Annotated in this window: 15 protein-coding genes and 1 other annotated feature; of the genes, 3 read left to right on the forward strand and 12 right to left on the reverse strand. The window is 51.7% G+C overall.

Annotated features, from left to right (window positions below; genetic code table 11):
- Positions 1–194: 194 nt before the first annotated feature.
- The 8 genes from ileS to ACFVSO_RS07880 all read right to left on the reverse strand — a co-directional run bounded on the left by ileS (position 195) and on the right by ACFVSO_RS07880 (position 7,846).
- On the reverse strand, positions 195–3,287 hold the full coding sequence (ileS, locus tag ACFVSO_RS07845; RefSeq protein WP_387471898.1) for an isoleucine--tRNA ligase: 3,093 nt from the start codon (positions 3,285–3,287) through the stop codon (positions 195–197).
- 51 nt (positions 3,288–3,338) lie between these two features.
- Positions 3,339–3,639: a binding site (T-box leader), on the reverse strand.
- A gap of 70 nt (positions 3,640–3,709) precedes the next feature.
- The gene (locus tag ACFVSO_RS07850; RefSeq protein WP_387471900.1) at positions 3,710–4,213 is read right to left on the reverse strand and encodes a DivIVA domain-containing protein; all 504 of its coding nucleotides are present in this window, start codon (positions 4,211–4,213) and stop codon (positions 3,710–3,712) included.
- A gap of 123 nt (positions 4,214–4,336) precedes the next feature.
- Positions 4,337–5,119 (reverse strand): YlmH family RNA-binding protein, encoded by a 783-nt coding sequence (locus ACFVSO_RS07855; RefSeq protein ID WP_387471902.1) that lies wholly within the window; start codon positions 5,117–5,119, stop codon positions 4,337–4,339.
- Positions 5,120–5,130: 11 nt separating this feature from the next.
- Positions 5,131–5,403, reverse strand: coding sequence for a YggT family protein (locus ACFVSO_RS07860; RefSeq protein ID WP_387471904.1), 273 nt, complete (start codon positions 5,401–5,403; stop codon positions 5,131–5,133).
- Between the two features lie 7 nt (positions 5,404–5,410).
- Positions 5,411–5,908 (reverse strand): cell division protein SepF, encoded by a 498-nt coding sequence (locus tag ACFVSO_RS07865; RefSeq protein ID WP_387471906.1) that lies wholly within the window; start codon positions 5,906–5,908, stop codon positions 5,411–5,413.
- Between the two features lie 3 nt (positions 5,909–5,911).
- Positions 5,912–6,625, reverse strand: coding sequence for a YggS family pyridoxal phosphate-dependent enzyme (locus ACFVSO_RS07870; protein ID WP_387471908.1), 714 nt, complete (start codon positions 6,623–6,625; stop codon positions 5,912–5,914).
- 8 nt (positions 6,626–6,633) lie between these two features.
- The gene (pgeF, locus tag ACFVSO_RS07875; protein ID WP_387471910.1) at positions 6,634–7,518 is read right to left on the reverse strand and encodes a peptidoglycan editing factor PgeF; all 885 of its coding nucleotides are present in this window, start codon (positions 7,516–7,518) and stop codon (positions 6,634–6,636) included.
- A 46-nt stretch (positions 7,519–7,564) separates the two neighbouring features.
- Entirely contained in the window at positions 7,565–7,846 is a 282-nt protein-coding gene (locus ACFVSO_RS07880) for a YlmC/YmxH family sporulation protein (RefSeq protein ID WP_116043074.1), read from the reverse strand.
- A gap of 151 nt (positions 7,847–7,997) precedes the next feature.
- On the opposite strand from ACFVSO_RS07880, the gene ACFVSO_RS07885 reads away from it, so the two are divergent.
- Positions 7,998–8,567, forward strand: coding sequence for a TetR/AcrR family transcriptional regulator (locus ACFVSO_RS07885; RefSeq protein WP_387471913.1), 570 nt, complete (start codon positions 7,998–8,000; stop codon positions 8,565–8,567).
- Positions 8,567–8,992: a DUF3995 domain-containing protein gene (locus tag ACFVSO_RS07890; protein WP_387471915.1), complete on the forward strand. Its 426-nt coding sequence runs from the start codon at positions 8,567–8,569 to the stop codon at positions 8,990–8,992. Before ACFVSO_RS07885 ends, ACFVSO_RS07890 begins: the two co-directional genes overlap by 1 nt.
- A 51-nt stretch (positions 8,993–9,043) precedes the next feature.
- Here ACFVSO_RS07890 and sigG read toward each other — a convergent pair whose 3' ends face one another.
- The 3 genes from sigG to spoIIGA all read right to left on the reverse strand — a co-directional run bounded on the left by sigG (position 9,044) and on the right by spoIIGA (position 11,622).
- Positions 9,044–9,826 carry an RNA polymerase sporulation sigma factor SigG gene (gene sigG / locus ACFVSO_RS07895; RefSeq protein WP_116045726.1) on the reverse strand — a complete coding sequence of 261 codons (783 nt, stop codon included), beginning with the start codon at positions 9,824–9,826 and terminating at the stop codon, positions 9,044–9,046.
- A 114-nt stretch (positions 9,827–9,940) separates the two neighbouring features.
- Positions 9,941–10,663 carry an RNA polymerase sporulation sigma factor SigE gene (gene sigE, locus ACFVSO_RS07900; protein WP_387471918.1) on the reverse strand — a complete coding sequence of 241 codons (723 nt, stop codon included), beginning with the start codon at positions 10,661–10,663 and terminating at the stop codon, positions 9,941–9,943.
- A 38-nt stretch (positions 10,664–10,701) separates the two neighbouring features.
- Positions 10,702–11,622 (reverse strand): sigma-E processing peptidase SpoIIGA, encoded by a 921-nt coding sequence (gene spoIIGA, locus ACFVSO_RS07905; RefSeq protein ID WP_387471920.1) that lies wholly within the window; start codon positions 11,620–11,622, stop codon positions 10,702–10,704.
- A gap of 613 nt (positions 11,623–12,235) precedes the next feature.
- Between spoIIGA and ACFVSO_RS07910 the strand changes: the two genes are divergently transcribed.
- Entirely contained in the window at positions 12,236–13,069 is an 834-nt protein-coding gene (locus ACFVSO_RS07910) for a nucleotidyltransferase domain-containing protein (RefSeq protein WP_387471922.1), read from the forward strand.
- Between the two features lie 69 nt (positions 13,070–13,138).
- On the opposite strand, the gene ftsZ is transcribed toward ACFVSO_RS07910, so the two are convergent.
- Complete coding sequence (ftsZ, locus tag ACFVSO_RS07915) at positions 13,139–14,254, reverse strand: cell division protein FtsZ (protein ID WP_387471924.1); 1,116 nt, start codon at positions 14,252–14,254, stop codon at positions 13,139–13,141.
- Positions 14,255–14,257 lie beyond the last annotated feature (3 nt).

Here is a 14,257-nt window from a genome sequence, read left to right on the forward strand (position 1 = left end):
TTTCCCTTGATGTCTTCTCTTCGCCATACCCATCACCTCCGGTTCAAAGCAGAGAAGCCCGCTCCGCCAGCATGGCGGGCAAGCGGGCTTCATCCTGTAAGCTTAGCGCTTTAGCCGTCTTAACCTTCTCTTGCGGAACAAGCATAACCGCCTTCGCGATTTATGAACTTTGCAATTGTTCCCTTACTATTTCCCTAACCTTTGATGAAAATGCCTACTTCCTTCTCGCCCAGCTTTACTCTTTCCATACCCTCTAAAGCTTCGAACGAAACGGATTGAAGCAGCACATTGTCATGGAGAACATCCGAGAACGCTTCAAGCGCAGCCTTCAGCTCGCTGTCTACGTCCAGCGCCAGGTCGACGCGCTTCTCGATCGGCAGATCCTGCTTCTTGCGCGTATCTTGCACAGCGCGGATCACTTCACGCACCCAGCCTTCTTGCTCCAGCTCAGGCGTGATGTCCGTATTCAGCGCTACCGTCATGCCGCCGCCGGACGCGGATGCGAAGCCGGACTTCGCTTGCTTCTCGACAAGCAGCTCATCCAGAGCGATCGACAACGCCTCTCCATCAGCCGTCGTAAAGCCGAAGCTGCCTCCGGTTACGACTTCGCGAGCTTCGTCAGCTGACAGTGCTTTCAGCGCGCCTTGGATCGGGCCGACATGCTTGCCGTATTTTTTGCCCGCAACCTTCAGATTCAGCTTGAGGTTGAAGTCAACAAAGCCGCTGTCGGAATGCTGAACGACAATGCTCTTCACATTGATTTCGTCCTTGATGATTTCTTCGTAATCCGAGATCGGGAATTCACCGTCCAGCGATACGATCAATTCGGACAATGGCTGACGCGTCTTGATCGACGTCTCGTTGCGTACGTTGCGCGCCAGCTCGACGATACCCTTTGTGCTTTCCATATCGCGCTCAAGCGTATCGTTGATAACCGCTTCATCTGCGACCGGGAAGTCAGCCAGATGAACGCTGCCTTCGCCTCCCAGATTGCCGTATACGTCATCCGCAAGGAGCGGCGCATATGGCGCGATTAGACGGGATAGGATCAGAAGCACGTGGCGAAGCGTCTGGTATGCCGCCACCTTGTCTTCCGTCAGTCCGCTGCCCCAGAACCGGTCGCGGGAGCGGCGGATATACCAGTTGCTCATCTCGTCGACGAACTGCTCGATCGACTTGGCAGGGTTCAGGAAGTCGTTTACTTCAAGGCCTTTCGTAACCGTCTTGATCAAGCTGTTCAGACGCGATACGATCCAGCGGTCCAGCTTATTGCCGGATACCTTCTCAGCATGCTCCTCCGGCTTGTAGCCGTCGATGGAAGCATACAGCGCGAAGAACGCGTGCGTATTAACGATTGTGTCAATTACCTTCGACTTGGCTTCGCCTACGATGCCTCTGGAGAAGCGCTTGCTGTTCCATGGCGCGCTGTCTGAGAGAAGCGCCCAGCGGAAGGCGTCCGTGCCGTATTCGTTGATGATCTCCCAAGGATCGATAACATTGCCCTTCGACTTGGACATCTTCTGTCCGTTCTCATCGAGAATGTGGCCGGTCGAGATAACCGCTTTGTACGGCGCTTTGCCGTTGTAAAGTGTCGATACCGCCAGCAAGCTGAAGAACCAGCCGCGCGTCTGGTCGATGCCTTCGCAGATAATATCTGCCGGGTACTGATCCTGGAACTTCGTCTCGTCGCCGAACGGATAGTGCTGCTGAGCGAATGGCATGGAGCCGCTGTCGAACCATACGTCGATCACTTCCGGCGTACGTCTCATGACTGCACCCTCAGCGTACGGCGATTTCAGTATAATATCGTCCACATAAGGTTTGTGAAGCTCGATATCTTCCGGCACATCGCCTACCGCGCGGGCGCGGAGATCCGCAATGCTCTCCGGCGCGTATTCCTTGCCGGTCGCTTCGCATACCCATACGTTAAGCGGGGTACCCCAATAGCGATTGCGGCTGATATTCCAATCAACCAGATCCTCCAGGAACTTGCCGAAGCGTCCTTCGCGGATATGGCCTGGATACCAGTCAACGCCATTATTGTTGGCGATCAGTTGATCCTTAACTGCTGTCGTCTCAATGAACCAGCTTTCTGTCGCGTAATAGAGCAGCGGTGATTTGCAGCGCCAGCAGAAGGGGTAGCTATGCTCATAGCGCTCTTTGGAATAGAGCAGCCCCTTCTCGCTCAGCATCTTCACGATATCAACGTCGCAATCCTTCACAAAGCGTCCCGCAAGATCCGTCACTTCATCGACATAACGGCCGGCATTGTTTACGACGCTCAGCATGCTGATGCCGTTCGCGCGTGCAACCTTGTAGTCGTCTTCGCCATGAGCAGGCGCGATGTGAACAATACCCGTGCCGCTTGTGTCGCTGACGAAATCGCCCGTAATGACGATATGGCCCTTCTCGATCGGCACATAACGGAATGGCGGCTCATATGCTTTGCCAGCCAGTTCGGCGCCCTTCAGTGTGGACAATACCTCGTAGTTTTCCTTCAGCACGCTCTCCGCAAGTGCTTCCGCTACGATGTAAACCTCGCCGTCCTTCGATGCGCGGACATAATTCAGCTCCGGATTAACCGCCAGCGCTACGTTCGCTGGAAGCGTCCAAGGCGTCGTCGTCCAGGCAAGCACATAGTCGCCGGAATCGATTAGCTTGAACTTGGCCGTTGCGCTCAGATCCTTCACATCCTCGTAGCCTTGCGCCACTTCATGGGAGCTTAATGTCGTCTGGCAGCAAGGGCAATACGGGCTGACGCGGTGACCGCGATACAGCAGGCCTTTCTTGTGAATCGTGGAGAGAATATGCCATACGCTCTCGATATATTCATTCTTCAGCGTAATATACGGATTGTCGAGATCGGTCCAATACGCGATCCCTTCCGTCAATTCCCGCCATTGCTTCTCATATTCGAATACGCTGTCCTTACATTTTTTTACGAAAGCTTCCACACCATAATTCTCGATCTCCTGCTTGCCGGAGATACCCAGTTGCTTCTCCACGCCAAGCTCAACCGGAAGGCCATGTGTATCCCAGCCCGCTTTGCGGACGACGCGGTAGCCCGCCATCGTCTTGTAGCGGCAGATAAAGTCCTTGATGACGCGGCCCAGTACGTGGCCGATATGAGGCGCGCCATTCGCTGTTGGCGGTCCTTCGTAGAAGACAAAGTTAGGTTTGCCCTCCCGATTTTGAATCGATTGCTTGAACGTATCATTGTCTTTCCATTGCTGCAGCACTCGCAGCTCGCGGCTGCGCGCGCGTTCCTTCACGTCTACGCGTTGCATGTGTCATAACCCCTTTCATGTCTTGAAAATAAATAAAGCCCCGTCCCCTGTAGAAGGGACGAGGCTTGTCTCGCGTTACCACCCTTGTTCCGCTGAACCTCTTCATGATGAAGAGCTTGGCAGCGTCCCCATAGAGACGATGCGATCTGCGGCACTTAGCAGCGAATCTGGCTGATTCGCGGTCCCTGTAACGGAGGACGGCCCGTCGACGCTTAATGCCGCTTGAACAGCGGGTTAGGCGCCTCTTCTCGGAGATGATATTCCGTAATGGCTCACACGCCGGACTTGCAGCAATCATCCGGCTCTCTGGGGAATGAACGCATAACGTACTTGTTCTCGTCATGGAAGTTCGATTGATTGTAGTAGTTTAGTTATAGCTTAAATCGGCGGTTCTTGTCAAACGGGCTTTCACCCATTCCTCCTTAACCGCGCAGGAGCTCGCGCTCCGGGTCGCGCGCCGAATTCGACGAATCCAACGTATCCCATCCATCTTGCTTCAGCAGATCAAGCTGCGCTTCGACAAGCGTGCGGAAGCGAGCACGGTAGATCGAGGCTTGCTTCTTCAGCTCTTCGACCTCCAGCGAAACTTTGCGCGACTTGTTCAGCGAGTCGTTCACGATGCGGTCGGCGTTTTTCTCCGCTTCCTTGATAATCAGCTGCGCTTCTTTCTTGGCATTGTTGCGCACTTCATCTGCCGCTTCTTGCGCGACGATAATCGTCTTGCTCAGCGTCTCTTCGATATTGGAGAAGTGATTCAGTCTCTCCTGCAGCGCCAACATCTGATTTTGGATTTCTTTGTTTTCACGAATGAGCGACTCATAGTCTTTGATGACTTGGTCCAGGAACTCATTCACTTCATCCTCGTCGTAGCCGCGCAGACGGCGCGAAAACTCCTTGTTATGTATGTCCAATGGCGTAAGCGGCATTGGCGCACCTCCCTATTCCTGTTATGGTTCCCCACGCAACCGGCGGCAGCCATCGCACGTTCACCACCCGTTACATTCCGATGAGAAGAGATTCGACAGTCCCTCGCCTTTTCCTGCATCCGGTCAAATAAATTTGCCGATCTTTACACGAATTCTGCCCTTTTTTGTCACGCCGTCGACTTCAAGCACCTTAAATCGACCAAGACCCTTAAAAGATACGGTATCGCCTTCCTTCAGCGGCTCCGACGGATTCTCCTCCGTCTTCCAGTTCACCCGGCAGCGGCCCGCCCGAATCGGGTCCACAATCTTCGAGCGGCTAATGCGGTACACATCGCTGGCGATGCCGTCCAGCCGCATAGAAGCAACCGTGAAGCTCATCTCCTCCAGCTTCGATACGATCGGCTTCAGCCCTTCAAGGGGCAGAATATCCGTCAGCACGTTTAATCGGTGCACTTGACGGAGGTGTATATTTAAATAATCGGCTATCTCATCCGTAACCATAATATGCGCGAACGTCTCATGAACATGAATATCTCCAATCCGGTCGCGTTTAATGCCCAGGCCAAGCAAAGCGCCCAAGAAGTCGCCATGATCCAGTTCAAGATGGGTTGCTCCGGCCGCTCTCGCTTCAAGAACGGTAATATGCATCGGCTCGTTGTCTACGTCGCGGTAATCTGGCGCGATCAGCGCACGCTTGCGCTCCGCATTCGCATGACCGCCATCCAGCCGCAGAAGCACATCAGGATTGCGGTTAGCCAGCATTTCCACAATCTGCGCTTGTCTGGGGTCCAAAAAATCGGTCCGCTTCAGCTCATGCTGCATGGCGGACCGATCTATCCATTCCAGTACCCGATCGACAAACGGCTTCTCTTCGGGGTGAAAATGATTATAAATTGCTGTTTTCATGTCGCTGTCCTCTACAGAAGCAGGAATTCAAGCACAGACTGCAAGCCGATCACAATGAAACGCAGCGCAAAGATTGCGACGATCGGGGACAAGTCGAGCACGCCGCCGATAGGCGGAATAAATCTTCTGAAGATGCCGATATACGGTTCGACAATCCGTCCGAGCAATTGCCCGATAAAGCTCTCCCGAGCGTTAGGGAACCAGGATAACAGAACATATCCGATAATCAGATAGCTGTAGATGGTGCCTGCCGTACCAATAAGCCCTAAAATATACAATTCCAATCCAAGGTCACCTCATTTTGTTGTAATCGATCTCCTCTGCCAGCATTTCCGTTATGGCACCTTGAATTTCAACCGTGTCCGGTGTGCACAGAAATATATTAGGACCGAGCTTGGAGATGCTGCCGCTTAAAGCGTACACTGTACCGCTTAAGAAATCAACAATGCGTAGGGCAAGGTCACTTCTGACCCGCTGCAGGTTGACGATTACTGCGCGGCGGGAACGCAGATGATCCGCGATTTCCTGCGCTTCGTCATAGGAACGAGGCTCGCTGAGCACGACCCGAACGTTCTTCTGCGAGTGGATGCTGACGACGTTATTGCCGCTGCCTGTACCGCTTCCGGTACCGCTGCCCGTAATTCCGCTATTGTTCCTTAAGTTTCTACGTGTCTCGAACGGCGAGGTTTCAGACTCTTGCTCATCCGATTGCGTGACACGCTCCCGCTCGACTACTTCTTCCTCTTCCTGCAGTCCAAAAAAGTTCATAAACCGGTTCATGACGCTCATTCCTCATTCCTCCTCTTTCCCGACTAATGTTGTGCCAAGCCGAACCCATGTCGCGCCTTCTTCAATGGCAACCTCAAAATCATTAGACATACCCATCGAGAGATGAATCAGATCTTGCGCATGAGCCGAAGAGGCCCTAATCTCATCCCTTAATTGACGCAGCGCCCGGAATACCGGTCTCGTCTCCTCCGGCTCCAATTCGTAAGGCGCCATCGTCATCAGCCCGATCGGCCTAACCCCCGGATAACTCGCAAGCTTGTCCAGAAAAGCAGGCAGCTCCTCCGGCTGGAGTCCGTGCTTGGATTCCTCGCCCGACACATTGACTTGAATAAAGCAAGGGACGATTATACCGAGCTGCGCGGCGCGCTTATGTATCGCTTCTGCCAACGACAGCCTGTCCAGTGAATGTATATATGTGAATTTTCCAATGACGTCCTTGACTTTATTCGTCTGCAGGGAGCCGATAAAATGCCATACCGGCGTTTCATCGTCCGATGCGTGCTCGCCGCCGCTTAGCGCCAGCCACTTCTCCTGCGCATCCTGCCAACGGTTCTCGCCGAGATTCGACAGGCCGCTTCGGAACGCTTCCTTGGCTGTATCCAGCGACACATATTTCGTTACCGCAATAATATGAACATCTTCCGCTTGCCGGCCTGAGCGCTCGCATGCTGCGGCTACTCTCTCTTCCACCGAGCGGATTCTATCTAGCATAGACATCTTTGCTTTCACCTTTCCCGAATGCCAATCCAGCTGGCCATTCGTCCCGTTTTGCCGCCTTCCACCCGATGAGAGTAGAACAAATCAGTCCGACAGCCGGTGCACCAAGTAGTTAATTCGATACGACTCGGCAAAATTCCTGCTTTTATCATAATCTGTCGGTTTAAATCTTTCAAGTTTAGAGAAGCTTTTCCATTTTTCTTCCTCTGCATGCAGTTTTCCCGCACTTCGTCTGTGAGCTTCAATTCATCCATTACGCGGTCAACCTCCGTGATCACGAGCCCGTCGACCTCATAGCAGCAATGGCCGATGGAAGGTCCGATAGCGGCAAACATTTGATTCGGGCGAACGCCGTATGCGCTCTCCATAGCCTCTGCGGTACGCGCCGCAATCCCTCCTACGGTGCCTCTCCAACCAGCATGAGCAAGAGCTACTGCGCCTGCCTCAGGCGCATAGAAATAAAGCGGCACGCAATCCGCATAAAAGGAAGTCAGCAGCACGCCTGGCACATCCGTCATCAGCGCATCGCATCCTGTGATCGTATCGTCCATGCTTTCTCTGCCTTTGCCCCGCTCCGCCAGCGTCACTTGCGCGACTCGGCTGCCATGAACCTGTTCGGCACAGGTCCACGCCTCGAACGGCCATCCCAGCGCTTCTGTCACGCGCTTCCGATTCTCGATAACAGCCTCTTCATCGTCTCCGACATGAAGTCCTATATTAAGGCCAGTCCACGGATTTCCGCTGATGCCGCCGCCCCTGCCCGTAAAGCCTGCAGTCAGCCTTTCGTCAACGCTCATCCATTCCGGCAACAAAAAAAGCGAAGGCTCCTTCGCTGAATCTTCCCTCTTGCTTTGTACAAACGGTTCCATTCTCTCACCCCATGAGTTGGACATAAACAGCTCCCCTTCTGGGCAAGCCGCCTATGTCCAGTTTACCGCCTCACGCGCGGACGTGCAAATCATCTTCATCAGACCGCAGCGCCTTCGCTTCATCCATGCGGACCAGAACGACATCCGCTCCGATCTTGACAATATTGCGCCACGGAATGACCATCTCGGTGCCATTGCTCCCGAACAGGCCGAATACTTTCGTATACTGCGGCACGACAATGGAATCAATGCGGCCCTGACGCAAATCCAGCTCCAGATCGCTAATGTGTCCCAGTTTTTTTCCGTCTACGATGTTAATGACGTCCTTGGACTGAAAATCGGAAATTTTCATTTTGAATCACCACATTTCCTGCGAATTAATCAAACGCAGCTTCTTGTATCAGTATATGATTCATTCGCCCAATATGTCCCCTTCACAAAAAAAGGAAGACATGATACCCTTATTGTACGACATCGTACAATAGGGAGGTTTGATTCCGTCTATGCCCAAAAAAATCGCGACCGAAGAGGACTGGATTCAGCTTGGCTTTGCTCAATTTGCGGAAGGAGGCGAAGGGGCGCTTGTCATTGAACGTCTCGCAAGATCGCTTGGTACGAGCAAGACCAGCTTTTACTGGTATTTCAAAGACCGGGCTTCGTTCCTGCGCCGAATCATCGATGAATGGCGGCAGAGGAGCACCGCCTCGCTTATCACGGATTCCTCGCTTGATGGCCTCTCCGCGCAGGAGGCCATTTTGATTGTTTTGCAAGGCATGTTCGCCCCCAACCAAAGCCGGGATTTTCTCTATCATTTGCGCAGGCTGGGGCATTCAACACCCAATTATGCCGAGCAGCTAGCACAGATTGAAACAGCCAGACTGTCCCACATGTCAGCACTCCTCGCCGCGATGGGCCATCCACCGGGAATCGCGGGACATAAAGCCGAGCTCCTCTACAGCTATTACTTGGGCTGGCATGAGCGCCAGCATGGAAGAGAACAGCATGCTGCTGAATCAGAGGCAGCCATCGCATTGATATGGCCTTATCTGGAACGGAAGGGAAGCGAATGCTGATGATTTCTATATTAAGCTGGACCCTTGCCGGCATCTTCACCCTGCTCGGCGGACTTCATTTGTACTGGCTCCTTGGAGGCAGGCGGGGAATTCATGCGGCCATCCCCACCGTAGCCGAACATGACAAACCATTATTCGTACCCGGGAAATTTGCGACTACTGCCGTTATGCTGCTGCTCTGGCTCGCCGCATTCTGGATGCTTTTGCTGGGGCAAGAGTGGCCGTCTCTATTGCCGTCATGGTTTGTGTCTACAGGCGCCTATGCAATTAGCGCCATTTTTTTTATTCGGAGCATAGGAGACTTTCGCTATATCGGCTTCTTCAAAACGCATCGCAGCAGCCCCTTCGCGCGAATGGACAGCCGTTATTATTCTCCGCTTTGTCTGGCCCTCGGAGCGTCGACCCTAATCCTGCTCTTGAACTAACAGCAAAGACGGCAGTGCCGAGTTGGCGCTGCCGTCTTTGAAACCTGTCCTTCAAGTTTTAACATGCTTTTGCATTTGCTGAATCGCCGACTTCTCGAGCCGCGACACCTGTGCCTGCGAAATGCCGATCTCGTCGGCTACTTCCATTTGGGTTTTGCCTTCGAAAAAGCGCATCGACAGAATCATCTTCTCCCTGTCGTTCAGCTTGTGCATCGCTTCGCGAAGCGCAATCTCCTCAATCCACGACACATCCTTGTTGCGATCGTCGCTGATTTGATCCATGACATAGATGGGATCTCCCCCGTCATGGTAGATCGGCTCGAATAACGAGACCGGGTCCTGAATCGCATCAAGTGCGAATACGACATCTTCCTTCGGCACATTGAGCGCCTCCGAAATTTCGAAGATCGTCGGCTCCCTGGAATTTTTGTTCGTCAGGCTGTCGCGTACTTGCAAGGCCTTGTAGGCGATATCTCTGAGGCTCCGGGACACCCTGATCGGGTTGTTGTCGCGCAGATAACGCCTTATTTCCCCGATAATCATAGGCACGGCATAGGTGGAAAATTTAACATTTTGACTAAGGTCGAAATTATCGATCGCCTTCATAAGTCCGATGCAGCCCACCTGGAACAGGTCGTCTACAAACTCTCCCCTATTGTTGAACCGCTGGATGACGCTCAGAACGAGCCGCAAATTGCCGTTCACCAATTTCTCTCTTGCTGCCCATTCACCCCGGGCTTGCAACGCCGTAAACAGCTCCCTCATTTCGACGTTAGTTAATACAGGCAGTTTCGCGGTATCCACACCACAGATCTCGACTTTATTTCGGGTCAACGTGATTACCTCCCAAGGAGAAACATTAATGTTCATTATCTCCCCGGACCCTCTTTTTATTCCTATTCTGACATCCTTCGACAAATGCAAAAGGGGCGCTATGCGCCCCGTCCGTTATACCATCTTATTAAATTCCTTGCGCAGCCGCTTAATAATCCGCTTCTCCAGCCTGGAAATATAAGATTGCGAGATGCCCAGCATATCGGCGACATCCTTCTGCGTCTTCTCTTCCCCGTCGGCCAGACCGAAGCGCAGTTCCATAATGATCCGCTCGCGCTCCGACAGCTTGTCGAGCGCCTTGTGAAGCAGCTTGCGGTCTACCTGCTCCTCAATATTCCGGTAGATCGTATCGTTTTCCGTTCCAAGCACATCCGAGAGGAGAAGCTCGTTGCCGTCCCAATCGATATTCAGCGGCTCATCGAACGATACCTCCGTTCTTGTCTTGCTGTTGCGGCGCAGGTACATCAGGATTTCATTTTCGATACAGCGGGATGCATAGGTAGCGAGCTTGATTTTTTTCTCCGGGTCGAAGGTATTGACTGCCTTGATCAATCCGATTGCGCCAATCGAGACCAGGTCCTCAATGTGTATCCCTGTGTTCTCAAATTTTCTAGCTATATAGACTACGAGCCGCAGATTGCGCTCGATGAGCATCGCCCGTATCGCCGAGTCTCCGGAAGGCAGCTTCTCCAGCAGATATTCCTCTTCCTCTCGCGTAAGGGGAGGAGGCAACGCTTCGCTGCCGCCGATATAATAAAGTTCTTCGCTCTTTAGTCCGAATAAAAATAAAATACGATAATAATATAGTTGCAGTACCAGTTTATACTTGACGAGCATGTGGCCCATCCCTCCCCGATGTAGTGTGCATATAAAACTTACGTTTGTACCATAGCCGGATGGATAATCGCTTGATAAGCCCCATCTGCCGCAAGCTTGCCGCCATCGAATCCAATCAACACCCTGCTTGTTTCAAATACTTGTCCTTCGCGCGCCACTTCCACCGAATCGGGCTTTAAGGCGAGCATAAATTGCGAGCCTCTATTAACTCCCCGATACGGCACCAGCCGCAGCCTGTCTTGCCACTCGAACAATGAATCCGCATCCATGCCCGCGATCAGCCGGTCAACTCCGCCTTCCCTTACGCTCTTAATCCATGATTCCGGCAGCGCTCCTTCCCAGCGGGAGACCTCCATGACCATAACAGGGGTGCGTGTGAGCGGATCATACAGCTGATTGCCCGTATCAATCAGACCTGTGCAAGCATATGTCTTGTCCCCTATAATAACCTTGACCTCGGCCATATGATTGCGCACAAGCTCGCGCTCCCGCCGCCCGGTCATGACTGCCCGGTATACATACAGCCCTATCGCAAATGCAGCAGCCAAATAAAAGATGGACAGCTTAATCTCGGCTTGTATGCTGCCCCCGGCGATTGTAAGCGTCTTCCACATCGCGCCTGACCCTTGCATGAACAAATAATACAACCCGAGCACAGCTCCAGCTGCAACAAAATTAACGGAATAGAAAGCTGCAATGTTCCGCATATAATGCTGCAACGACGAGAATCCGAACGCAATCCATACCATAACTAAGGAGAATAGGACCTTGACAACGAGCGTAAACAGGAATGATAGCTGGGGGTACAGCATAAGTACAACATAACAGGCTCCAAAAGCCGATGCACCCAATATGCGCCACGGTTTTGGCTTCGTATGGCGTACCCAGGCCGTGGTCAGCAATACAGCACCGTCTACCAGCAGCTCACGCAAAAACAGAATATCCACATATACCGTCATGCCATTCCTCCTCCTCCCTTTTCTGCCGAATGCTCACATAGATTCGGTTTGGGGAGAACGATTGAGACTAGTATATGTTAATCGTATTTCAAAGTCTGTCTATTCATGACGGGTTCACCCATCTTTTTTTGTCGACTTCGCAAACAAAAAACGAGGCCATTTTAACCGCAATATGATTCCTTAACCTTTAGACTCTTCTAGGAGTGACTTCTATGAGGGGAGGGCTTCCACAATAGGGCTCACTATCCCCTCTTCTCAGGAAGCGCATCTTTCTAATGAGATGCTCTATATATTTCCCCTAGAAGTAAGCGCTTTACTTCAGTGAATAACGCTAAACCATGCAATGAATGGCCGCTTTCGGCTGCCAATCGCCTGTTTATTCGCTTCCATTCGACTTTCCTGTACTTTCTCCGGTCTAGTACGCAGCAAAATGATCATTTCGTTTAATTGTCCCTAACATGCTGTCGAACATCTTCCTGAGCTGATGGGAGAATCTTCCCTCTACGATAAGAAGACTGATGGACACAATTGTTTAATGAATATTCTCCCTTGAAACCAAGAACAGTGATTCATTAATATAGAGATAATCGAACTTTTAGAATGGAGTTAGACGATGAACGTGCAATACACCATTTCGAATATTGTTGAGAGCTTAAAACCTATCACTGGAATAAATGCTCTCGTGCTTGGCGGTTCAAGAGCCAAAGGAACTGAAAACCACAACTCCGATATTGATATTGGCATCTACTACGACTCCGAAAAAGGGCTGGACATTACCCGGCTTCGTCAGGTTGCCACAGCAATCGATGACGACCATAGAGATAACTTAGTGACAGAAATAGGTGACTGGGGGCCATGGGTGAATGGCGGGGGTTGGTTGAAGGTCAATCAGATTTCAGTTGATTTGTTGTTTCGGGATCAAAAAAAAGTGTCCCGTGTAATGGAAGAATGTATCATGGGAAGCATCACCATTGATTATCAACCGGGACATCCCCATGGATTTGTCAACTCGATTTATTTGGCTGAGATTGCATGGTGTAAAGTGTTGTGGGACCCTTCGGGAATTATAGGGGAACTTAAAAGCAGGACCATTCCATACCCCTCTGTTTTTCAAGAAGCCAACATCCAAAAATTTTTATGGGAGTCAACCTTTGCTCTCGACAATGGATATAAAGGCATCTACAAAAAAGATTTATCGTATGTTGCCGGATGTCTTTTCAGGTCAGTGTCCTGCTTGAATCAGGTTTTGTTTGCAATGAACGAGACTTTTTCGATGAATGAAAAAGGGGCTGCAGCCATTGCGGATTCATTCAGCATAGTGCCTAGCCAATACTCGCAGAGAATAAATGAGATTTTTACTTTAATCACGGAGGATCATGAGAATTTGAAGAGAGCGATTTACATGATGCGTGGGCTGATTCAGGAAACGGAAGCACGGATGGTTTGAACTTTGGATTGATAGTCAACCAAAAAAATGACGGTGCAGGATAGAGATTCCTGACCGTCATTTTTGTTCCTATCTATCCGAACGAGGCTGCTTGCGCAGGAACGCCGGGATTTCCAGTTGATCGCTCGAGCTTCCAAGGCCGAACGGCTTCACAGAGGAAGAATTAGCATTTGACTTCGGTTCCTGTTGAGCCGGCTCTTGTGCGCCTCTGCGTGCAGGCTGCGCAGTCGCTTTGGCTTCAAATCCTGTCGCGATAACGGTAACCTTGATTTCATCCTTCATATCTTCTTCAATGATTGCGCCAAAGATCATGTTCACATCCGGGTCGGATGCGGAGATGACGATTTCTGCAGCTTCGTTCACTTCATACAGGGACAGGTTGCTGCCGCCTGTGATGTTCATGATTACGCCGCGCGCGCCGTCGATAGACGTCTCCAGAAGAGGGCTCATAATTGCTTTGCGAGCTGCTTCAGCTGCACGGTTCTCGCCTGTTGCAATACCGATGCCCATCAGAGCGGAACCGCGTTCCGTCATGATCGTTTTAACGTCGGCAAAGTCAAGATTGATCAGGCCAGGTACTTGGATCAGGTCGGAGATGCCTTGTACAGCTTGTCTAAGCACGTTGTCCGCTTCGCGGAATGCTTCAAGCATCGGCGTCTTCTTGTCGACGATCTCAAGCAATCGGTCATTCGGAATGACGATCAGCGTGTCGACTTTCTCCTTCAGTGCTTCAATGCCATGTTCTGCTTGAGCGGCGCGCTTGCGTCCCTCGAATGTGAACGGACGAGTAACTACACCTACCGTCAACGCTCCGCATTCACGAGCGATCTCCGCAATGACAGGAGCAGCGCCAGTACCTGTACCGCCTCCCATACCTGCTGTAACAAATACCATGTCTGAACCTTTAAGCTGATTCATGATCAGCTCACGGGATTCCTCAGCCGCTTTGTTGCCTACATCAGGATTGGCACCCGCGCCAAGTCCTCGCGTCAGCTTATCGCCGATCTGAAGCTTGTGCTCGGATTTCGCCAGATGAAGCGCCTGCGCATCGGTGTTCACCGTAATGAATTCAACGCCTTTTACACCGTTCTCAATCATTCGGTTCACGGCATTGCTGCCGCCGCCGCCTACGCCTATTACTTTTATTTGAGCGAGCTGTTCAAGCTCCAAATCGAATTCCAACATCTC

This window comes from Paenibacillus sp. NPDC057967, assembly GCF_042887015.1.
Lineage (GTDB): Bacteria > Bacillota > Bacilli > Paenibacillales > Paenibacillaceae > Pristimantibacillus.